Source organism: Paenisporosarcina sp. TG-14 (genome assembly GCF_000297555.1).
GTDB classification, from domain to species: Bacteria; Bacillota; Bacilli; order Bacillales_A; family Planococcaceae; genus Paenisporosarcina; species Paenisporosarcina antarctica.
This window is the reverse complement of sequence record NZ_AMGD01000002.1, coordinates 104,972-128,152: the sequence shown is the minus strand read 5'-3', so window position 1 is coordinate 128,152 and position 23,181 is coordinate 104,972. Positions and strand designations below refer to the sequence as shown.

Below are 23,181 nucleotides of genomic sequence, written 5' to 3'. Positions count from 1 at the left end.
TTAGTTTACTGTGTGACCAAGGTAAGCTTCTTTTACTTCAGGATCATTTAACAACTGTTTAGAGTTCCCGCTTTTGACAATCATACCGTGGGAAATTACATAGCCACGATCAGCAATTTTTAACGATGCCGTAACATTTTGTTCAATCAACAATACTGTCGTACCGAATTCAGCACGTAAATTCCTGACAAGTTCAAGTACATCTTTCGCAATAAGAGGTGCTAATCCGAGAGTAGGTTCATCAAGTAGAAGTAACTCTGGTTCAGACATTACTCCCCTTGCGATAGCTAGCATCTGCTGTTGCCCACCAGACATCGTTCCTCCTAACTGATCCTTCCTATCTTTTAAAATTGGAAATAAATTAAAAACTTTTTCAATATTATTTTCAATATTTTTCATCTTTGTTTTTTTACGATGATGATAGGCACCTAAATATAAATTGTCTAGTACAGTCATCGTTGAAAATATTTGTCGGTGTTCAGGAACGTGCACAAGATGTTTTTCAACAACTTTTTCTGCTTCCATTCCAGTAATGTTAGTACCCTGATACAATATCTTACCTTCAGTAGGTTTTAAAAGTCCTGAAATCGTTTGCAATAATGTTGTTTTACCAGCTCCGTTTGCTCCAAGCAATGCAACGATTTCTCCTTTATTAACAGATAAAGAAATGTTATTTAACGCTTGAATAGGACCATAACTGACCGATAAACCTATAACATCTATTAATTTACTTTTACTCATACCACCCCCTCCATAACTTCACTATTATCTATATCAGCACCTAAGTAGGCGGTAATCACGGCTTCATTCTCTTGGATTTCTTTCGGTGTTCCTTCGGCTATTTTCGTGCCCTGATCTAAAACGATAATCTTCTCACAAATTCTCATGACAAGATCCATGTCATGCTCTACAACTAAAATTGTCACACCTGAATCACGCACTTTAGTAATTAATTCACTCATTTCCAACGTCTCTTTATGATTCAGTCCAGCAGCTATTTCATCAAGTAATAGCAGTTTCGGTTGTGTGGCAAACGCTCTTGCAAATTCAAGTAGACGTAACTTTCCGAGTGATAAGCTAGCTGCCTTCTGATCAAAAAGATTCTCCATACCAAAAAATTCTAAATAACTCATGGCCTTGTCATATACTAGTTTCTCCTCACTTCTTGATCCTAGAAGAAGTGACACCATTCCCAAAAAATTGGTCTTTGTTTGCATATGTTGACCAACCATTACATTCTCAATTACCGTCATACTTTTAAATACCTGTATGTTTTGGAAAGTACGAGAAATTCCTAACGGCGCAACTTGATAAGCAGGTAGTTTATCAATTCTATTTCCTAAAAATGTAATACTTCCGGTAGTAGGTTGATAAATAGATGAGATCATATTAAACATTGTGCTTTTTCCTGCACCATTTGGTCCTATTAGACCGACGATTTGTCCATCTCCAACCGTAAATGAAACTTCATTGTTTGCAACAATGCCACCAAACTTCTTTGTAATAGAGTCAATCTTTAACATCAAACCGCCTCGCTTTCATAACACTAGGTTTATCTAGTTTTATAGTCGACTTTTTTGACAATATAGAGTTAATCCAATCAGCTGCAGTAGGGAACAATCCCCGAGGTACAAAAATGACAACAAGCATTAAAATTAAGCCGTAAATGACATGTTCAAAGTCACTTGTAATGAAAGTAAACTTACCTCCAAGCATATGGACGACAATACCAATCATCTTAATTAGTAATGTACCTATTAGTGCCCCCCATACACTACCGCTTCCTCCCAGTACAACCATCGCCAAGAAAAGAATTGATGCGTTAAATGTAAACATTGACGGTGAAATACTATAGCTCATATGCGCAAGCAACCAGCCGGCCAGTCCGGCAAACATGGCACTTAGAATGAATACTTGCATTTTATATTTCCCTGTATTCACTCCCATCGAACTAGAAGCTATTTCACTGTCATGAATAGATCGAAGAGCTCTACCAACTCTCGAATGAACAATATTTAATGAAAGAATTAAAACGATGATGACAAAAAACCATACGAGGTAATAATAAGGAACTCCTTGATTAATCGTGTAACCAAATAATTCAAGTTGAGGAATTCCAAAAAATCCTGATGCCCCCTTTGTCACTCCACGAAATTCTACCAATAGTGTATGTACAATTATTCCTAATGCGAGCGTCGCCATTGCTAGATAGTACCCGCTTAATCGAGACATCGTATAGCCCATAATAAAAGCTAGCAATCCTGGAATAATTAGTGCTAATGGTAGGGTTATCCATGGACTCCAACCCATTGTTACTGTCAATATAGAAGTTGTATATGCACCAATGCCATAAAAGGCTGCCTGTCCAAGTGATATTTGTCCTGCATAACCCATCAATAATCCGAGACCAATCGCGATAATAGCATATATGCCTGCGAATGTTGCGTGCGTTAAGTAGAATGACTGTGTGATTATAAGCGGGAATATAAGGACCGCTAAAGTAAAAATAAGTACGCCCATCCACTTTGTTTGTTGAACCCCTTGCAGTTTCATCATAATCCTCCTTTTCCAACGCTTTTTTCACCCAAAATGCCACTTGGACGAATTAACAAGATTAAAAGAATTACAGAAAACGTAATCACATCCTTCATCCCAGAGCTAATATAACCAGCACCTAACGATTCCAATAACCCGATCAATAACCCACCAATTACAGCTCCTGGTGCACTTCCAAGGCCGCCCAATATTGCCGCTGAGAAACCTTTAATACCAAGCATTGTACCCATGTCGTAAGATGGAAACATAATAGGTGCTATAGCTAGTCCAGCCAATGCTCCGAGCGCTGCACTCAATGTAAATGAAAGTGATGCCATTTTTTTCGGGCTGATTCCCATCAATCGTGCTGCTAAAGGATTGATTGAGGAAGCTTGAAATGCTTTACCAACCATTGTTTTATTAATAAGAATATAAAGTAGTGAGACCACAACAAGCATTATTAAAATAACCCAAATTGCTTGCGGTGTAATTGTGGCTCCTACAATATTGACTGGTTTATTTTCCGTAAATGGGTCAACACGTAATTGATCTTTTCCCCACACCATACTTGCTATTCCGCGGATAAATATAGCCGTTCCGATTGTTAATATGATAAGACTAATGGGATTTGCTCCCTTTGCCCTTCTAATTAGAACAAACTCCATTAACCAACCTATTATTGAAACAAAGACAATTGTGACTATAAATCCTAGCCAGTAGGGCATTCCAAAAGACGATAAAGAGTACATCGTCAATCCACCCAACATCACAAATTCTCCTTGAGCTAGATTTATAACCTTTGTAACACTATAAATAGTAACGAAGCCGAGGGCGACAATTGCGTAAATACTGCCAATTGTCAGTCCTGTTAAAGTAAACTGAAAAAAGTCCCCCATTATACACACTCCTTTTCCGATTTGCTAGATTATACCCCCAATGGGCTTTGTTTCCTTTTATCGACAAGTCGGATTGCCTTTCCTTCCGAACGTGGAATAGTTTTAGGCGGGTTCACAACAATATCAATCGTAATTAAGCAAGTCGATTTCATTTGGTGTTGAATAGTTCTTTTTAACAGAGTGATTGTATCGTGTTTTAAATCTTTGCCAACTTCATCGAAAAGAATCGTTTCACACTCTACATGTAGCTCTATACCATCCATTGCCCCTTTCCGTATTAAATGGATTTGATAAACTGGTACGAGTCCCCTTACTTGGAGAAGTACTCTTTCCATTTCAGATGGAAAAACATTCACACCTCGAATAATAATCATGTCATCAGTCCTGCCTTTGATACGTGACATTCGGGTAGTCGTTCTTCCACATTTACATTGCTCCCGGTTGATAGACGCTATATCTCCAGTACGATAGCGGATAATTGGTAGCGCTTCCTTTTGAAGACTAGTAAAGACAAGTTCTCCACTTTCTCCATCCTCAACAGGCTGAAGTGTATCCTTATCAATTACTTCTACATAGAAATGATCTTCTGCTATATGAAGTCCGTTCTGTTCTTCATGACACTCAACTGCTACACCAGGTCCCATAATTTCACTTAACCCATAAATATCAACTGCTTTAATATTCAGTTTTTTTTCAAGAGTAGAACGCATTTCTTCTGACCATACTTCCGCTCCGAAAATACCGTAATCAAGATTAGTCTCCCGTGGGTCAATTCCCATATCTTCCATCTTTTCAACAATGCTTAGAATGTAAGAAGGTGTTCCACAAATACCTCGGGGCTTCAAGTCGTTAATTAATGTAATTTGTCGATCTGTATTTCCACCAGAAATTGGAACTGTAATAACACCAAGTTCTTCTGCTCCTTGATGAAGTCCTAGACCACCAGTAAATAATCCGTAACCGTATGCGTTATGAAAGACATCTGACTTTTTGCCACCCGCTGCAACAATTGCTCTTGCAACTATAATTCCCCAATTCTTTAAATCGTTTTTGGTGTAACCAACTATTGTCGGTTTTCCGCTTGTTCCTGATGAACCGTGAATTCGATTAATATTTTCCAATGGTTCTGCAAATAGTCCGTAAGGATACGTATCACGAAAATCTTTCTTTATCGTAAATGGAAGTTTAGTAATGTCGTCAATAGTTTGAATATCCTCGGGTTTAATTCCAAGCTCATCAAACTTTTTTTTATAAAAATCTACATTTTCATATACCTTTTTTACTGTTGACTTTAGTCCATTCAACTGCCATTCTTGCATTTGAGTACGTGATGCTGATTCAATTTCCGGATTATACATATCATTTCCCCCTTATTCAAAGTTATATTTTTATAATATTTTAATCACTCATTACTTTTCTTGTTTTTTATTCATGAAAACAAGAATTAATATTAGCTTTACTTGTTTATTAATCAAACCTTCTATTAATACGATGGGTTACATTCGGCATATTTAAATTCATCATTCCTAATCCCCCTTAATTAAATGTATGTAATTATCGCATAACGAAAAGTGAACGCAATTACAAATATAGTTATACGTGATTGCATTAATAAATATTAAATTAGCATTACTTTTAGAGTATAACGTTTTAGAAACGATATATTTATATTTGGTAATATGATTACAGATTAATGGTGATTAACAAAGAAGTCAATAGTAATCTCTGAAAATTCTAATAAATCATTTTATAAGAACATTCAGGATTTAATTTATTTGTGAGCAAACACTATGAAAACACAAAAAACTCGAAGTGCTAGGATTGTTATCCTAGCACTTCGAGTTCATCATATTTAACTTTGTAGATTATTATTAATAATTCATCTTATTTTTCGAAATCATCAGTATTAAATTTATCTAACATCGTGATTGTATCAACCAGATGGTTATTAAAAATTTGTCGAGCTACTTGAAGCAATTCAGCAATCATAGGATCTCTTAAAGAATAGACCACCCGATTTCCCTCTTTGGTCCCAACCACTATATTTTTAGCTCTTAAGATGGTTAATTGTTGTGAGACAGCCGATCCTTCACTACCAACAATTGTTTGAATCTCATTTACGTTCTTATCTCCTTCGGCCAATAGCTCAAGAATTTTAATTCTAAGAGGATGTGCGAGCGCTTTAAAAAAGTCGGATTTAAATTGACCAAGTTCATGATTCATGTGATTGCCTCTCTTTCTTTCCATACAATAAATTTACTTTTCTACTTTTCGTAAGTACCACTAGATAATGCCGTACACTCTCTAAAAGCAAAATGTTTACATCCTAAACATTTATCTCTATTTAAATGCTCCAATGCCGAATTAATGGCATCTCCTGTATGTTCAAAAAAATGTTCTTCACCTAATAAATCAGCTAACCCAGTATTTATTAATAGTTTTTTAGGTTGTGGTTTAATTCCTGAAATTAGTACGACACCATGTCTGGAGAAGTCTTTTACAATACTAGTGAGATAGGCTTCTCCGGTTGTATCCATAAAGGGAACTTTCCCCATTCTTAACAGCAAGACCTTAGGTTTAAAGTCAATAGCTTTCATAATCGTTTGTTCAAAAGCTTGTGCAGCTCCAAAAAATAAAGGACCATCTATTGTATAAATACTAATTTGAGGACAGTCATGAATTGATGACACCATACTCTCATCTATTTTATCATTCTTATGTTGTGGGTTAGGAAGTCCTTTTACTGTAACTACAGTGTCACTCATCCTTTTTATAAGTAAAAGACCAGCTAATAGAAGACCTATTTCCACTGCGACTGTAAGATTTACAAAAATCGTAAGTAAAAAAGTAACCGTTAGAACGACTGAATCGGTTGTTTTAGTTCTTAACAACTGATAAAAAATATGGCGTTCACTCATATTCCAAGCGACTACCATTAATATCGGTGCCATACTCGCTAATGGAATACTCGATGCAAACGGCGCAAAAAGCATTAAGATAAGTAATACAATAACACCATGGATAATACCTGAGAATGGAGAAACAGCTCCATTTTTAATATTTGTCGCTGTTCTAGCAATTGCTCCAGTGGCTGGAATCCCACCAAATAATGGAGTGACAATATTTGCGATACCTTGACCGACTAATTCACGGTTACTATTATGCTTAGTATTAGTCATACCGTCTGCGACAACCGCAGAAAGTAAAGATTCAATACTACCAAGTACAGCAATAATAAATGCTGGAACAATCATCTGTTGAATTCTCTCGAACGTAATTTCGGGAATCCGAAAGTTAGGAAGTGTATTTGGTATTTCCCCAAAGGTTGAACCAATCGTAGCTACTTGATTTGGAAAAAGTAGACTAGCAGCAATAGTCGAAAGCACTAAACCGATTAGTGGTCCAGGAATTTTAGGGAAAAATTTTGGTGTTAGTATTATTATAATAAGACATATTACAGCTGTCAGGACACTATAAAAATTAATACTTGGAAAATGTATAATTATTTCTCGAAGGTTGCTATAAAATGTTTCATGTTTTTCTACACCTGTTAGTCCTAGGAAATTGGCAATTTGACTTACAAAAATGATAACAGCTATTCCGGAAGTAAAACCAATTGTTACAGGTCTAGGAATAAATTTTATCAAAGATCCAAACTTAAAAATACCCATCAATAATAAGATGATACCAGCTAAAAACCCTGCAATTAACAGATTTTCATATCCATACACCATGACAATTCCAAATAATATGGGAACAAATGCGCCAGTAGGTCCGCCTATTTGATATTTAGATCCACCAAATATTGCAATTAGTACACCACCGATGATACTCGTGTATAATCCATACTCAGGTTTTACGCCAGAAGCAATTGCGAATGCCATTCCGAGCGGGATAGTAATAACGGCAACGATAAGACCTGCCAATAAATCTTTTTGAAAACCTTGTAGTGAATATCCACTATATCTCCCACTAAAGTTAAATTTTCTCTTCATACGCAACCTTCTCTTTTTTATATTTGTATATCTGATTATTTGAATATACTAATACTAAAATTAACATGATTTTAGTTTTTTGTCAAAGAAATTTATATAGATAAAAATTTTCGGAATACCAAAAGACCTCACCATAAAAACGGTAAGGTCTCTCAATGACTTATAGGGAAGAAAATTGCTTTCAAATGGACAATTATGCTTCTAATTAAAAATTTTCATTATTCATAATATGATTGATTCTCTTCTTGACACACACTTAAAGTGCTTTATCGTCAACCGAATTCAACCATTGTTCAATTGGGGCAATTACAGATTCAACACAGCCATCTTCAAATGGTGAAATCAAGTTTGCTTCTTGGACAAGAGCAGTAAATGACAAACTTCCACCAAGCTTACATAAGTGGACGTAATCTGCCCAAGCTTGTTCACGATTCTCAAGCGTACGTTTAAAGAACTGGAACGCACATATTTGAGCTAATGTATAATCAATGTAGTAAAAGGGCTTTGATAAATATGACCTTGTCTTTGCCAAAATCCACCTCTGTTTAAATAGTCATTACCATCATAGTCACGGTGAGGTAAATATTTTTCTTCTATCTCTTTCCATGCCAATTTACGAGCAGCAGGAGAGACTTGTGGGTTTTCATATATATAGTGTTGGAATTCATCCACTGCTACACCATAAGGTAAAAATTCTAGCGAGCTGCTCAAATGGGAGAATTTATATTTATCTGTATCTTCCTTGAAAAAGTTCTCCATCCATGGCCATGTTAAAAATTCCATACTCATTGAATGAATTTCACATGCTTCAAATGTTGGCCAGATATATTCTGGTATTTCAAAATGACGACTCGAGTAGACTTGAAATGCATGTCCAGCTTCGTGCGTCAATACATCAATATCTCCTGAAGTGCCATTAAAGTTAGAGAAAATAAAAGGTGCTTTGTATTCCTCGATATATGTGCAGTAACCACCACTTGCCTTACCTTTTTTCGCTACCAAATCCATTAAGTTATTGTCAATCATGAAATCAAAGAATTCACTAGTTTCTCGTGACAATTCATTATACATCTTTTTGCCGCCTTCAATTATCCACTCTGGTGAACCTTTAGGTGTGGCATTTCCCGTCTTATAATTAAAGGGTTCGTCATAGTATTTATAGTCGTCAAGACCAATTCGTTGTTGTTGACGATGTTTTAATTTAGAAGCCAACGGAACAATGAATTCCTTTACTTGATCCCGGAAATTTTTTACCATTTCTGAATCATAATCGGTACGAATCATTCGATAATAGCCAAGTTCTACAAAGTTTTTGTAGCCCAATGTTTGGGCAATTTCTGTACGAACTTTGACCAGGTCATCATAAATACGATCGAGTTGTTCCTCATTTTTGGCAAAGAAGTTGAAGTACGCTTCTTTTGCTTCTTTTCGCATTTTACGGTCTTTGGATTCAGTAAAGGGCTGCAATTGAGCGAGTGTAAGATCTTCATTTTCAAACTGAATGATTGCAGATGCAATCAATTGTTGATATTCAGATGTCAATTTATTTTCTTTTTGCATCAAAGGTATAACTTCTGTAGAAAAAGATTTAATCTGTGCATTTGCGATTGCAAATAACTGCGTTCCCCACTTTTCTTCTAATTCTTGTCGGAAAGCAGAATTCACTAAGGCTAAATAATATTTTGTGATTAAATCGTCTACCTTTGGACTAAGATCATCTAAATAGTCTTGTTCATCTTTATAAAACTCATCATTCGTATTAATTGAATTTCGAACATAGACGAGGTTCATCATCGTATCAACATTATTCCTGATATTATTTATCTGCTTCATTTCTATACTTTGAACTTCTACACTTTTTGCATCTTTAAATTTAGTTATTGCTTGATTAAAATTACGCTCTATCTCTTCAAATACCGGTCGTGTATACGTGAACTGTTCAAACTTTTTATCCATTTTTTCCAACCCCTACTTATCAATAATAGTTTCATTGAAAATATGTTCATCTATATTACTTCATACTAATATGTAGTTTACTGTTTACTAGTATTTCAAATAGTAATTCAAGAGAATATTATATATTTGGAATTTTAAAATTCGCTCATTCTGACCAATTGTTTTGTTGTTCTTCTTCTGCAATCATCTGCAAGTCATCTGCTGATATTGAAATGATGTGATAATCTTGCCGTTCTGCATATTTTAATGCCAGTTCTTTCATAAACTTGGGTGAACCTTCATTCTCTTCATCATAAATAATTAATAAACCATCTGAATTTCGTATGATGAACTTATTTTTTTCTATAAATTGAGAAGCCCCTTCATAAGGTTTTTTGGTTACACTTGTTTGAAAATCTGCCTTGGCACAAATCATATGATACTTCTCTTTTTTTGTGTCGTTCCAGTTCTTTTCTTGTTCTAAAAATGGGGTGATGATGGCATATTTAAGTTCGGGATATGTTTCTTTTAATTCAATAACCAATTCAGCTGCCCAAGTCTCAACCCCTAACTGCCCACTTAAAATAACCCATTCGAGCCCATCTTCAATAAGTTGAATGAGGTGATTTTCTAATGCTTTTTTTATATATCCGACACCAGGGTGTTTGTCATCAAATACGCCAATTTCATGTTGTTTGTAACCTGTAATAACTAATCTTTTTATCAAACGACTTCACCTTGCCTTTCAAGTTCACTTAAATATCATCATCATGTAAAAACTCAGTGTTCATGTGTCAATGTATTAATTACTAGTTCATATTATTAACTTTACTACAAGGATAGAATTTTTACTCCTCATAGGTTTTTAGACAAAAAAAGACTCATCACCTGTTATAGTGATGAGCCTTCCCTATATCCTTTATTACTATTTTAAGTCTTCAACCGAAGTTATATCCATATAAGTTGGAACAACTAAACCAATTCTAACTCCAGTCATGTTAACACCAAGTTCTTCGAAGTCGCCTTCAAATTTATCAGCATATGTTTTATGAGTAAGTGGCATCCATGCAGCAAGGGATGCATCAGCACTACCATCAGCAATAGCTGTCCATAGAGGACCTGCTTCAACTTGTACTAAATTTACGTCATAACCCATGTCTTCTAAAACAATTTTCATAACATTATGACTTGCGATTTCACTATCCCATGCAACATATGCAAGTTTGATCTCATCGCCGTCCACTTTCTCAACGCCTTTTATCCATTCAGCTACTTTATCTTCATTTGATTCAACCCATTTTTGAGAAGCTACATCTTCTTTTTCACCGTCTTGGATAGCGATCATCACTTCACCCATATCATCTTGAGTCCAGTTAAACTGTGAAAGAATTTGATGAGCTTCTGGTAAATCCTCTTGTAAACCTAATCTACCTATCGTACGGATCTCTTCTTCACCGCCAAAAACTTCTTTTGGATCTTCAAGGTACTTCAAGTCGAACTTAGCGAATTTCCAGTGTGGAGTCCAACCTGTAACGATAATTGGTTCTTCGTTTTCATAAGCTTTTTGTAAAGAAGCTGTCATTGCGGCACTTGAACCTGCAATAACACTCCAATCTTCCAATTCATAATCTTCAATTGCCTTTTCCGTAGCTGCCATAAGTCCAGCACCTGGATCAATTCCCGTGATTTTATAGTCAACAGATTCACCGACTGAATTAGCTTCTGGAGCTGAAGTCGTGTCGTCTTGTGTATCCTCTTCGTTCCCACATGCAGCAAGCCCTAGTGATAGTAGAGCAATTGCTCCCAATCCTGTAATTTTTTTAAATAATAATGTCATAATGTTGTTCCTCCTTTTTTATTTTTCCCAGCGTGTTGCGTAATACGATCTAACATAATAGCAATGATAACAACTGATAGACCAGCTTCAAATCCTACACCGGTTTTCAATTGCGTGACGGCTCTATAAACATCTGCACCGAGCCCAGGTGCACCTACCATTGAAGCAATAACTACCATAGACAGCGAAAGCATGATACTTTGGTTAACTCCAGCCATAATTGTTGGTTTTGCAAGTGGGATTTGTACTTTACTTAATCGTTGCCATGTAGTTGAACCAAAAGCCTGCGTGGCTTCAATTAATTCTTCTGGCACTTGTTGAATACCTAACATCGTTAAACGAATTGTCGGTGGCATGGCAAATATCACGGATGCCACAACCCCTGGTACTACACCGATATTGAAAAAGAAAATAGCCGGTAACAAGTAAACGAATGCTGGCATTGTCTGCATCAAGTCTAGGACTGGAATAACAGATTTACGAACATTTTCTTTCTGAGAGCCCCAGATTCCAATTGGAATTCCAATTGAAATTGCGAAAAAGACAGAAGTCAATACTAGAGCTAACATCTGTAGCATTGAATACCAATAACCTAAATAATCAATGAACAATAAGCCAAATAATGAAAATAAGGCAATTTTCCTTGTAGAAATAAACCATGCAAGTAAGCTGAATAGAACAGCAAGCAGTATAGATGGAACCATATCAAGAACGTCAACTGAGCCTTCAACAATTCCTTCTAATAAATCAGCAATTCCATCAAATACAGTGCCAAACGTAGTAACTAGCCAATTTACAGCAAAGTCAATCCACTCAGCAAATGGAATACGAGGTAAAAGTTCATCCATTCTTATTCACCTCCGTATCCGTTTGTTCCGCAGAATTAACTGTTCCATCACTATTAATAAACTTATTGTCCCCAGATAAAGCACCAATCAGTGGACCACGAATAAGAATTCCTTGTAGTTTTTGATCATCAGAAATCACTGCAACGGGAATGGTTGCTGTTGACACAACATCAAACAACTCCGTTAACACGGTATCTGATGAAACCTTTGGAAGATCAGTAATAATGATTTCTTCAAGCGACTTTTCTGTATTAGAAGCAGCTAGTGCATCTACAGCTGTCACAGCTCCTAGTAACCGGTTACTATTGTTCACGACGTAAATGGATGATATACCTAATTGTTTCATAAGACGAAGTGCAACACGAGGTCCTCGGTCCACTTTAACTGTATCTGCCTTCAACATGACGTGACCCGCAGTTAATACTTTTGATAAATCAACATCTTCTACGAATCGTTCAACATAATCATTAGAAGGACTCATCAAAATCTCTTCTGGAGTTCCAATTTGCACAATTTCCCCATCTTTCATTAATGCAATACGATCTCCAATTCGGAGTGCCTCATCAAGGTCATGGGTAATGAAAATAATTGTTTTCCCCATATCATGATGAAGTTGTAAAAGTTCGTTTTGCATGTCTTTACGAATGAGTGGATCTAAAGCACTGAATGCTTCATCCATGAGCAAAATATCTGGATCATTTGCAAGAGCTCTTGCTAGACCCACACGTTGTTTCATCCCACCACTTAATTGATGAGGATACTGATCTTCATAACCAGCAAGACCAACGAGCTTTAATGATTCTTTCGCCTTTGACTGTCGATCTATTTTCGCAACGCCTTGAATTTCTAAACCATATTCTGCGTTTTCAGCAATTGTTTTATGCGGCAGAAGAGCAAAATTTTGAAACACCATACTGATTTTATTACGTCTCACTTCACGAAGTTGCTCTTTATTCATTTGTACAATGTCATCTCCATCAAGAAGAATATGCCCCATCGTCGGATCAATTAATCTGTTTAATAACCGAACGAGTGTGGATTTACCACTTCCAGACAATCCCATTATGACAAAAATTTCACCTTCATAAACATCAAAAGTTGCATTGTTTACTCCAACTGTTGCACCAGTATCCTTCAATATTTCATTTTTCGACTTACCTTCTTTAAGCTGCTGAGCTGCACGCTTACTGTTTTTGCCGAAAATTTTTGTAGCTCCCCTTACTTCAATTTTATTCTTCACAATATTTTCGCTCATCTTTACACTCCTTACGTTACAGAACCTAATTTTGCTTAAATATAAATGTAATCTCTATGTAACCAGCCTTCAGTATAAATGTAATCTGTTTGTAATACAACCTTAAAAACAATATATACCGTTTAAACAGTAAAAACTGTTTATATAGCAATTAATATAAATTGCATTTTCTTGGTGGTTATAATAGGCTTAACCAAGATAGATGAATAAGCTAGATAAGAGCTAATACAGTGGAGGAAATTATTAATGGAAGGTATAGAAAAACTTGAAAAATCACGTGAGCGAATGATTGAAACTATTGCTAAAAATATACATCTTTACGGTCTTACCCCATCTGCAGGTAGACAATATGGCATGATGTTTTATCAAAATGAACCAGTAACATTGGATGATATGACAGAAAAACTTGGTATGAGCAAAACTAGCATGAGTACCTCCGTCAAAGCTTTGTCTGATTTAAAATTAGTAGAACGTGCATGGAAAAAGGGAGTCAGAAAAGACTTATACCACGCTACAGATGATTGGTATCAAAGTTTTATTGATTTATTTACAATTAAGTGGCGGAGATCTGTTTCACTTCATATGGTTTCAATAAAGAAATCATTATTAGAACTTGAGCAGCTTGCCAATGATTCCACGATAAGTATGGAACTTCAACAAGAAGTACAAATTGATATTGAAAAGTTGAATTATATTAAAAACTATTTTGAATGGCTCAATCGACTCGTCGATACATTTGAAAACCACGAAATATTTAATCTTGTCCCTATCATTAATGAATCACAAAAGGATTCTAATGTCTGATCGAAAAACAGGTTTAGATTCATGTTTAATGGACTGAAATTAGGAAGACAATAAAACACCTCATATAGATATGCTTGTTTTAAAAGCCATATCTATATGAGGTGTTATTTTAATATCCAGAATTGCATGTATTTCTACCTGCATGGGAGAGCTGTTACCTTTTGGGGTCAATAATTTGTGGAATTTAGGACAACTAGTGTGTGAGTAAGGGGGATTTAATCTTTTTACTACTAAATCAAAAACATAGCCACAATCGTCGTGACAACTAGCCCAATTGTTACTGGGGCAAGGTTTCTTCTTGCAAGTTCAAATGGATCGACGCCGCAGATTGCAGCTGCCGGAATTAAAGCCCATGGAACCAATGTTCCTCCACCAACCCAGATAGCCGCTATTTGTCCTAGTGCTGTTAGTGTAGCTGCACCTGCTCCGATAGCTGTAGCAAATATTTGTGCAACTGAGCCAACGAGAGAAATTCCTGAGAATCCAGAACCATCAAGTCCAGTTATCGCACCCACAATAGTCAATGTAACTGCACTTACTTCTTTAGTTAGCGGCACAACAGAAGCCAGTGCCACTCCAAGATCATTTACGATTCCATGTGAGTTTTTCGGTAAGAGTTCTCCAACGATTTTTGTAAAGCCTGCATCACCCAAATAGAAGAAGGCGGCAATAGGAATAACGGCACCAAAAACTTTGAACCCAAATTGAAAGCCATCAATTAAGTAACTAGTTGCTTGTTCAAATCCTTTATTACGATGACTGACCATCGTAATTAGTAAAAGTATAAAAATAGATGTACCGCCTATTAATGCAGTAGCATCACCACCTTGCAAATTAAGGGAAGACATTACCACTACATCTAGTGCAAAGACTATTGGAATAAAGATTGAGAATAAACGTTTTTGATTGGAAGAGAGCAACATTAATTGTTGTGGCGAAGGTTCAGCGGTCGGGGTCGTAGCTAATCCGGTTTCATTCGTTAGTTTACCAGATTTTAAGTCACGTTTTAAGAAGTAAAAAGCAGTGAGTGTTGTCACAAGTCCCATTATAAATACGAGTGGGATACTCGCACTAATTACTTCACTAACAGGAAGCCCGGCAGCATCTGAAGTTAATTTAGGTGCACCTTGAATAATGAAATCACCGGATAAGGCAATACCATGACCGAATAAATTCATAGCCATCGCAACTCCAAGAGCGGGTAGCCCTACTCGAATCGCTACAGGAAGTAAAACTGCACCCATTAATGCTACTGCTGGAGACGGCCAGAAAAACCAAGATATGACCATCATGAGAATGCCTATAGTCCAATATGCTAGTGCGGGGGTTCTGATGAGTTTAGAAAAAGGTGAAATCATTACATCATTAATACCGGTATCTGTTAAAACCTTACTCATAGCAACAATAATAGAAATTACCAGAATGGTTGGGAGTAACTCTGTTATCGCGAAAATAAAACTCGTAAAAATGCTGCTAATTGAGGCGCTTAAAGATCCAGTTGCTGTTATAGCAATTAAAAATATACCCATAATACTTACGAGAGTCGTATCTCGCCTCATCACCATAAAGCCGATAATTAAAAAGATAAAAATAACGTAAATCCAATGCAGCGCTGTCAAATCAACGCCCATTTTCTTTCGCACCTTTCTGTTTTTTTATCATCGGAATGGGTTATCTCACCATCCCAGATGTACTATAGAATATGTGCTAAATGAAAAATGGGGTGAGGAATAATAAGTAAGAAATTATTGGGATTTAATTTTTAATTGGTTATTAACGATTGCTATATGCCGCTCTTGGTTTCGCAAGTCTACTGATACTTTTTGTATAAGAAATTGGTCCGAATAATTGAAGTGCAAATGGAGCAAAATTCCCCCAAAATTTTTCGTCAATTTCATCCGTCATTGTTAATCGGAGCCCCATTAATAGACTAAAATAGGCAGAAGCAGCGAAAATTGGATCTGATTCGCGAATTTGCCCTTTTTTCTGCCCTTTTTCAAGTAATAATGCTAGTTTAGAGCAGAATTCATTGTGAAAAAAGTTTAATTCGTCAAACTGATCTTTAAATCTACTATGTTGGCCAATAACTTGTACAACTAGTTGCAAATAAGTACTCAATTTGGCAAAAAGATTTATATGTGAATTAACCATTATTTTAAGTTCATTTAGAGAGTCTTCAGCGTCTGGATTAAAATCCAACATAATTGAGGTGATTTCTTCAATAGGCTCAATAACTGCAGAATGAAATAATTCCTCTTTTGAAGGGAAATAGGTAAAAACACTTCCAAAACTAATCCCAGAGGCTTTGGCTACTTTTGATATGGTTGTATCGTTATAACCTTGTTCAGAAAAAAGTAAAATTGCCTTCTCCAAAATTCGATCGCGCTTCTCTTGCATCTTCAAATGCTGATCTTTTGAAATAGCCACTTTTTCACCTCCATTTAATCTATGATTGATTAATCAATCATAATAAGTATAACAAACCTAAAAAAAATGTAAATTTATATCACTTTATCAGATTTATTAGCTTCTTATATCAAATATATAGGTATTAGCGTTTGGGAAATCTGAAACAGCCTGAGTCTTGAAACTTGGTATTTAAATATAATTTCGCTCTAATATGACAAAAAAGATGGCAATCTCACGGGAGATTGCCATCTTTTTATATATCATTTTTTGGAATTGTTCAAGGAATGATTAGTGCTTCATTTCTATATTATTTACATTACTTTCGTTTAATACATAATCTGAAGTCTCTCTAGCTGTATTTTCTTGTTTTGCAGGAGATTGATTATTTGAGACTTCTAAAGATTCATTATTTTCGGGTAGAATCTTTTTTTGTGATTTAGGAAATGCATCCAATGAACCAAATTCGGATTTCTTATCTTGCATTCCTTCATTGTAATATTGAACACTTGTCATAGAACCCTCCTCCACCATTCTGTTATCATCCGGATCATTTGGATCAGAGTGACCAGCCTTGGTCATTTGAGTTCTACCTACCTTTTGTGAAGCCAAAAAAGAGGTTGTCTTAGTTCTTAAATTTTTAAAAGCTACATTAAATTTGCCTCTATTATCAGGATTTTGAAAATACGCATAAGCACCTGCTGCTAATCCGGCTAATAACAATGAACGACCACTACCTTTTGCCATAACTTATTCCTCCAAGTACTTAAATTTATTGATATCGTATTATTACCCTTATTTAGTCATTCCAAGACAAAAATTTGTTTTATTGCCTAATACCATCTGAAAGTATTAACTAAAATAACGTTCATAATTTTGAATCTATCATTTGTACACGCGCAAATTCAAGTTTTTTGCATACTATAACTGGAGATGACCTCTTAACGATCTCTTTCTGAAGTCTTACACAGAAAAGTATGCAGCCTTTTCGGCATTAATGAAATTTTAAATGAAGAAGAATGGACATTGAAGTTTCAAAAGGCTGGATTTATACGAATTGAAAAAATTAATTTCAGATGATTTTATACCATCTGAAATTAATGATATAAATCAGTCGAAAACCATAAATCTTGATGTCTTTGATTTATGGGATGAGCATAATAATTTTATAGATTAACATCGTCAATTTATTGGCTTTCGTGCTTTTAGATGTTACTTAACTTAATTTCACAAGCGGTAGCTAGAACCAGCAATTAGTTCATCAGAGGGTATATGGGATAATTCGTAATTACTATAAGGACCGTGCTTCTTTTGAAAAGAATCAATGATTTGAAAACCTATATAATATCCAATCCATTTAGGGAAAGGGTTACTGTCATTACCATATAAAAAAGGTTGATGGTTTTTTATACCAACTAGATTCAAAGAAGGCATAAAGTATTTTCTCCATATTTCAGCAGAATCTTCTAAAGAATAGAGCTTTGTCCAGGGGGCAAGCCTCTTTTCCCCGTATAAGTCTTTGACTGCATACTCTCCTAGCCCCTCAATAATTAGCGAATCCTTTAAAGGAATTTTCTCAGGAGATAACCCCAAATAGTTAAGCCGACAAACATGGTTATATTCATGAGCTAATAAGGCCTTAATCTCTTCTATGGGTACTTCAGAGGATAAAAATAAAAATAATGCTCCTTTATACGCCACCCCACTTTTAGTTGGGAACTTATCTTTTACTTCAACACTTCCTTTATTTATAGGGAATATAAATATTGGAATTTCTGGACCATTCCATAAACGTCTTAGAAGTTGATATTCATCTTCAACAATTCGCCAAATATTTTTTTTTTCCATTTCAATTAAAGTACATCCTATGCTCGCCCAGTCACCTGAATCAAATAATCCGTGGTTTAAAAGCTCGTATTGCAATTCTTCGGGATTTACATTAGAAAACGATTCTACTAGTGGGACACATAAAGTTTCACATTGTATAAAATATGAGTTTTCCCTTAACTGGTCCTCACATCGTTTCACAAAATTATAAACCCATGTTTGTGTTTGAATTACTGACAAGTATTTCACCCTTTTCTAGTTTAGTTATTGTACGTTAATAGTTTTTCTGCGTGTTATTTAATATATGCCTTTAATACACCACTATCACTTATTACTTTATGAAATGAAATTAAAACTAATTAATCCAACTTTAGACGTTTGTCTACTATTAAACATAATTTGCTACATAAATTAATAGAACATACTTGTATGTAAATTTGTTTGAAAGGGGGATAAATATGTCTCAATCTAATGTGTATGATCTATGCTGTAGATATCATGGTCAAACTGTGAGAATTACTTGTAGTGATGGTAGGGTTCATGTGGGGGAAATTACTAGAATAAATAGACACACGGTTTGGATTCGACCTACTGGAAGTCTCTGTGGTTATGGCTATGGTTTCTATGGAGGATATCGTGGACTTGGCTATGGCATTGCACTTGGTGCGATCACTGGGATTATTCTAGCTACTGCATTTTTATGGTAAGTCGTTATTTAACTGATGCTGCCACTAGTTATTCTTATTCTATGTAGTCAATTTAAAAGTACTCTCAATAGTGAGCAATTCAAGTTCTTATGGAAAATTATTAGATCTATTGATTAAAGATTCTGATTGATTTTCAAGTCCGATTCCTAATAGTTATGAACCTTTTTACTTTTTGTGGATAAATATAAACACCGCTCGGGTTATGTGAGCGGTGTTTAATCGAGAAGTCTAAAAATCGAAGTTATCAGGGTCTGGACCGATTCGTTTATTTTCATTTAAAGCTGCAATCTGCTTTAGTTCGTCTGATGATAAGGTGAAATCAAAAATAGATGAGTTTTCAACAATACGATGTTCTTGTATTGATTTGGGTATGGTAACTACTCCATTTTGTATATCCCATCTCAAAATAACTTGCGCGACCGATTTATTATGTGACTTGGCAATTTCTATCAGTTTTGGATCTTCTAGTAGTTGACCTTGCATGAGTGGTGACCATGCTTCAAGTTGTATATTATGAAGTTTACAATAAGAAAGAAGCTCTAATTGTGATAATTTTGGATGAAATTCAACTTGATTTACCATTGGAATAATCTTTGCGTCTTTCATAACATCTTCTAGATGATGTATTTGGAAATTACTTACGCCAATCGATTTCACACGATTTTCTATATAGAGTGTTTCTAATGCCTTCCATGTGTCTAAATATTTACCTTCTACTGGCCAATGAATTAAGTATAAATCTAAATAATGTAATCCTAGTTTCTTTAAACTCGTCTCATACGCTTCTATTGTAGCTTCATAACCGAAATCTGCATTCCATACTTTTGATGTAATAAATAAATCTTCTCGGGAAATACCAGCTTCTTTTATACCTTCACGTATTCCTTCGCCTACACCTTCTTCGTTGTTATAAATTGCCGCGGTATCGATGCTACGATACCCTTGTTTAATAGCTGTTTTGACAGCTACCGCAACTTCTGAACCTTCTTTTACTTTATAAACGCCCAGTCCTACCCAAGGCATTTTAACACCGTTATGTAATGTCGTAGTTGCTTGTAAATTATTTGGCATATTATGAATTCTCCTTTTTCAATTTTTTCATTATCTTTTATTCTTTTCTATTCTCTCTTTTTTCACTTGTGACTTCAATAAAAAGGACTTCTAGATGTTCATATTAGTAGAGAATATAGTTATAAAACCTATTAAATCAACATTTATAGAATAGTTGTATTATGCATATAATTAAGCTCTTTTTAACTTGCATTATACAACCAATTAATTTAACTTGCACATTGCATGTATTATACTTATTTTTTAGATGCAATGTGCAAGTTTAATGTTCTCAAAAAAAAGCCAGTTCTTATTTCTAAGAAAAGGCTTTATCTCTATTTATTATCTTTAATCTAAATCTTTAGCGTATATAAATTCATCTTCATCATGAACGTCTACCGCGTTTGTAATATGGACAGAAGTTCGAAGATAAAGTTTTATACTGTCGTCTTTACAGTCCCAGCGCTCATCAGGCATTAGTTCAAAAGGAACCATACGTGTTTCTTTTGATTTCACCGAACCAATCATTTCAATCGTATGCTTGGCAATACAATCTTCTGTCACATCGAAATCACTATCTTCTCGATATCCTTCAGTCCTCTTAAACACTTCCAGGTTAATAAACTCAATTACTTGATCACTTTGACCTCCAGCAATGTAAATTGTTCCAGATAGAGTATCCCCATGCGCAAGTCTAGGCTGGTCGACAATTGTATCTACTTTCATTGAACCTATTCCTATAGTCGATAAAAACTTTTCAAACATCTATTTATCCTCCTTGTCATCATAAAACTACTAAATCTACTTTATATTATTTAATCTTCTAATTTGGAGGATTCAAAGTGATTATTAAGTGTTGTTTCATGACGATTGTATCGTCTTTTAAATAACATGTACATATGAGTTACTAATACTTTTAGTAAAGCATATCCGGGAATTCCTAAAATTACGCCAGGTACTCCAAATAGCGAACCTGCCGTCAATAATACAAAGATTATCGTAATTGGATGTATATGTAGTGATTTACCCATGATTTGAGGAGAAATAAATTTCCCTTCAACTAATTGCACGATAGTCCATACTATTGCTAACTTAGCTAACATAAAAGGAGATGTAACAATGGCAATAACAGCCGCTGGTGCAATGGCGATTATGGGACCTAAATACGGGACAACACTTGTAATCATAGCCAATACACCCAAAAGCAACGCATAATCCATACCTATAATTAGAAAGCCTATGAAAACCATTGTACCAATACACATGGAAACTAAAATTTGACCTTGTATATAAGCACTGATTTGTTTGTCAGCTTCTTTCATTACTTGATGCGTATCTTCACGAATACGTGGAGGTAATAGATTAAGAATATATTGTGGTAACCTCTCACCATCTTTAAGTAAATAAAATAAGATAAATGGAACTGTAACGATAGCTAGAATTAGACCGGTTAATGTAGAAATAACTCTCCCGATTCCACTTGCTACGCCGCCGACTGTTTCTTGCAAAATATTCCCAATGTCTTCAGGGATTCGTTCCATTAATGTATTAACATCAAATTCTAAATTTAAATAATAGCTTGAAAAGATAGAATTCCGTAAAAACGCATCAATAGATATTACAAGCTGCTTGAAATATTCAGGGAAATCTTGAACTAAATTTGTTAATTGTGCTTTTAAAAATGGGAATACTAGCACAATTAACAATGTAATTAATCCAATTAACACTAAGAATATAATGATAATCGCCCATATTTTGGGCACTTTAAATTGAATTAACTTACGCAATAATGGTCGCAACAAGTAATATGCAATTGTGGCGAGAATAACTGGCAAGACAACATTTGCTAAAAGTACTTGTAAAGGGTAAAAAACAAATGAAACAACATCAAAAATCCAAATAATTAATCCAATAAGAAAAAGTAATATCAATAAAAAGAGTGTGTTCTTCCCACCTAGAAACTGAATGAATCTAGTAGAAAAAAAGGAAGTTTTTCCTTGTTGCATATCGTTTCCTCACTTTCAATTTCTCGAATCTTATAGTTTTGGAAGAATACATCGATTATCAGCGAATCAACGTAATCGCATTCCGAGAAATTCGCTTAAAGCTTGCTTATTTTTATCGACATTTATTTCAATTACAGATCCAACACCTGGAAAAGAACTGAAATCATAACTTTTTTCTATAGGAATAGTCAATTTGTTAATATTTATTCCCCCACTAAACCCTAGACTTAGGACATGTTTGATTTCTTCAGTTGTCGAGTAATCAGTCTGAACATACCCTTGGATTGCACCAGCAAATTTAGGGTAGTAAATAGCATTTAAAGGGCTAAGCACTTCTTCTTTAAGTGCTTCCATAACTTGTTGTTGTCTAGCCACTCTACCAAAATCACCTTCTTCATCAGCTCGAAATCTTGCATAGCCTAAAAGTTCTTGTCCATTTAACTGTTGAACGCCCTGTTCAAGCGATACACCAATTTTCTCCGACATCGCTTTCTCAACATCAATTTTAACGCCACTTGGTGCAACAATATCAACTAAAGACTCAAAACTCTCAAAATCGATTAATGCATAATGATGAATAGGGACACCGAACATACTTGAAATTGTATCTTTTAATAGTTGAACGCCACCTAAAGAATACGCTACATTTAACTTTTGTGGTTTATATCCACCTGGAATTGAGGCATAAATATCTCGCATAAAAGACACTATGTTTACTTCGTCTGTTTCTTTGTTCCACGAAACGAGCATCATTGTATCTGAACGCGATATTCCATCTTCACTAATATCTGCTCCAAGTACCAATACATTCTCAATAGAGGGATTCTTTACATCTAGCGGATCACCTGTGAATTCAATATCTTTTTGTTCTTTACTAGAAGCTAAATCTTTTCCGGCTTTATATTGAAAAATAGAGAAGACAATTATTCCAATGAGTAAAAGGAATGTAATAGTCATAAAGAAACGGCCAAAGCGCAATTTTCTTTTCTTTTTCATGGACCGACGATTTGGACCTTGCTCTTCCATAACACTTCCCCCTTTTTTACTTACGAATAATAGAACGAAACCAGACCAAATAAG

General features: G+C 35.2%; 21 protein-coding genes and 1 pseudogene. 2 read left to right on the top strand and 20 right to left on the bottom strand.

The features are described from left to right. From C406_RS0100945 to C406_RS0100890, 12 genes and pseudogenes are all read right to left on the bottom strand, one after another. A complete protein-coding gene (locus C406_RS0100945; protein ID WP_017378707.1) occupies positions 1-741 on the bottom strand; it encodes an ABC transporter ATP-binding protein in 741 nt (246 codons plus the stop codon). Next, entirely contained in the window at positions 738-1,523 is a 786-nt protein-coding gene (locus C406_RS0100940; protein WP_017378706.1) for an ABC transporter ATP-binding protein, read from the bottom strand. Before C406_RS0100940 ends, C406_RS0100945 begins: the two co-directional genes overlap by 4 nt. Then, entirely contained in the window at positions 1,510-2,553 is a 1,044-nt protein-coding gene (locus C406_RS19150; protein ID WP_017378705.1) for a branched-chain amino acid ABC transporter permease, read from the bottom strand. Before C406_RS19150 ends, C406_RS0100940 begins: the two co-directional genes overlap by 14 nt. After that, positions 2,553-3,431, bottom strand: a complete 879-nt coding sequence (locus C406_RS0100930) for a branched-chain amino acid ABC transporter permease (protein ID WP_017378704.1) — start codon at positions 3,429-3,431, stop codon at positions 2,553-2,555. The genes C406_RS19150 and C406_RS0100930 overlap by 1 nt, the downstream gene beginning before the upstream one ends. A 29-nt stretch (positions 3,432-3,460) precedes the next feature. Then, positions 3,461-4,789 (bottom strand): phenylacetate--CoA ligase family protein, encoded by a 1,329-nt coding sequence (locus C406_RS0100925; protein WP_017378703.1) that lies wholly within the window; start codon positions 4,787-4,789, stop codon positions 3,461-3,463. 526 nt (positions 4,790-5,315) lie between these two features. Further along, positions 5,316-5,654: an ArsR/SmtB family transcription factor gene (locus C406_RS0100920; RefSeq protein ID WP_017378702.1), complete on the bottom strand. Its 339-nt coding sequence runs from the start codon at positions 5,652-5,654 to the stop codon at positions 5,316-5,318. Positions 5,655-5,695: 41 nt separating this feature from the next. After that, complete coding sequence (locus tag C406_RS0100915; protein WP_017378701.1) at positions 5,696-7,426, bottom strand: SulP family inorganic anion transporter; 1,731 nt, start codon at positions 7,424-7,426, stop codon at positions 5,696-5,698. Positions 7,427-7,682: 256 nt separating this feature from the next. Then, a pseudogene (locus tag C406_RS19145) lies at positions 7,683-9,382 on the bottom strand (M3 family oligoendopeptidase). Positions 9,383-9,527: 145 nt separating this feature from the next. After that, positions 9,528-10,088, bottom strand: a complete 561-nt coding sequence (locus C406_RS0100905; protein ID WP_017378700.1) for an SLOG family protein — start codon at positions 10,086-10,088, stop codon at positions 9,528-9,530. Positions 10,089-10,286: 198 nt separating this feature from the next. After that, on the bottom strand, positions 10,287-11,198 hold the full coding sequence (locus tag C406_RS0100900) for a glycine betaine ABC transporter substrate-binding protein (RefSeq protein ID WP_017378699.1): 912 nt from the start codon (positions 11,196-11,198) through the stop codon (positions 10,287-10,289). Then, the gene (locus tag C406_RS0100895) at positions 11,195-12,046 is read right to left on the bottom strand and encodes an ABC transporter permease (RefSeq protein ID WP_017378698.1); all 852 of its coding nucleotides are present in this window, start codon (positions 12,044-12,046) and stop codon (positions 11,195-11,197) included. Before C406_RS0100895 ends, C406_RS0100900 begins: the two co-directional genes overlap by 4 nt. After that, entirely contained in the window at positions 12,039-13,301 is a 1,263-nt protein-coding gene (locus C406_RS0100890; protein ID WP_017378697.1) for a quaternary amine ABC transporter ATP-binding protein, read from the bottom strand. Before C406_RS0100890 ends, C406_RS0100895 begins: the two co-directional genes overlap by 8 nt. Before the next feature lie 246 nt (positions 13,302-13,547). Here C406_RS0100890 and C406_RS0100885 point away from each other — a divergent pair, with 246 nt between their 5' ends. Next, positions 13,548-14,105 (top strand): GbsR/MarR family transcriptional regulator, encoded by a 558-nt coding sequence (locus C406_RS0100885; protein WP_017378696.1) that lies wholly within the window; start codon positions 13,548-13,550, stop codon positions 14,103-14,105. A 230-nt stretch (positions 14,106-14,335) separates the two neighbouring features. Here C406_RS0100885 and C406_RS0100880 read toward each other — a convergent pair whose 3' ends face one another. The 4 genes from C406_RS0100880 to C406_RS0100865 form a co-directional block, all read right to left on the bottom strand. Further along, on the bottom strand, positions 14,336-15,736 hold the full coding sequence (locus tag C406_RS0100880; RefSeq protein ID WP_017378695.1) for a hypothetical protein: 1,401 nt from the start codon (positions 15,734-15,736) through the stop codon (positions 14,336-14,338). Between the two features lie 142 nt (positions 15,737-15,878). Further along, positions 15,879-16,532: a TetR/AcrR family transcriptional regulator gene (locus C406_RS0100875; protein ID WP_017378694.1), complete on the bottom strand. Its 654-nt coding sequence runs from the start codon at positions 16,530-16,532 to the stop codon at positions 15,879-15,881. Positions 16,533-16,802: 270 nt separating this feature from the next. Further along, entirely contained in the window at positions 16,803-17,258 is a 456-nt protein-coding gene (locus C406_RS20600; RefSeq protein WP_017378693.1) for a hypothetical protein, read from the bottom strand. A 480-nt stretch (positions 17,259-17,738) separates the two neighbouring features. Beyond that, positions 17,739-18,587 carry a DUF2268 domain-containing protein gene (locus C406_RS0100865; protein WP_237740487.1) on the bottom strand — a complete coding sequence of 283 codons (849 nt, stop codon included), beginning with the start codon at positions 18,585-18,587 and terminating at the stop codon, positions 17,739-17,741. A 209-nt stretch (positions 18,588-18,796) separates the two neighbouring features. Between C406_RS0100865 and C406_RS0100860 the strand changes: the two genes are divergently transcribed. Next, positions 18,797-19,045, top strand: a complete 249-nt coding sequence (locus C406_RS0100860; protein WP_017378691.1) for a hypothetical protein — start codon at positions 18,797-18,799, stop codon at positions 19,043-19,045. Between the two features lie 228 nt (positions 19,046-19,273). Here the strand turns inward: C406_RS0100860 and C406_RS0100855 are convergent, their stop codons facing one another. The 4 genes from C406_RS0100855 to C406_RS0100840 all read right to left on the bottom strand — a co-directional run bounded on the left by C406_RS0100855 (position 19,274) and on the right by C406_RS0100840 (position 23,127). After that, the gene (locus tag C406_RS0100855; protein WP_017378690.1) at positions 19,274-20,116 is read right to left on the bottom strand and encodes an aldo/keto reductase; all 843 of its coding nucleotides are present in this window, start codon (positions 20,114-20,116) and stop codon (positions 19,274-19,276) included. Positions 20,117-20,443: 327 nt separating this feature from the next. Next, positions 20,444-20,860 (bottom strand): sporulation protein, encoded by a 417-nt coding sequence (locus C406_RS0100850; RefSeq protein ID WP_017378689.1) that lies wholly within the window; start codon positions 20,858-20,860, stop codon positions 20,444-20,446. A gap of 50 nt (positions 20,861-20,910) precedes the next feature. Further along, positions 20,911-22,101, bottom strand: a complete 1,191-nt coding sequence (locus C406_RS0100845; protein WP_017378688.1) for an AI-2E family transporter — start codon at positions 22,099-22,101, stop codon at positions 20,911-20,913. A 66-nt stretch (positions 22,102-22,167) separates the two neighbouring features. After that, positions 22,168-23,127, bottom strand: coding sequence for an LCP family protein (locus C406_RS0100840; protein ID WP_017378687.1), 960 nt, complete (start codon positions 23,125-23,127; stop codon positions 22,168-22,170). Positions 23,128-23,181 lie beyond the last annotated feature (54 nt).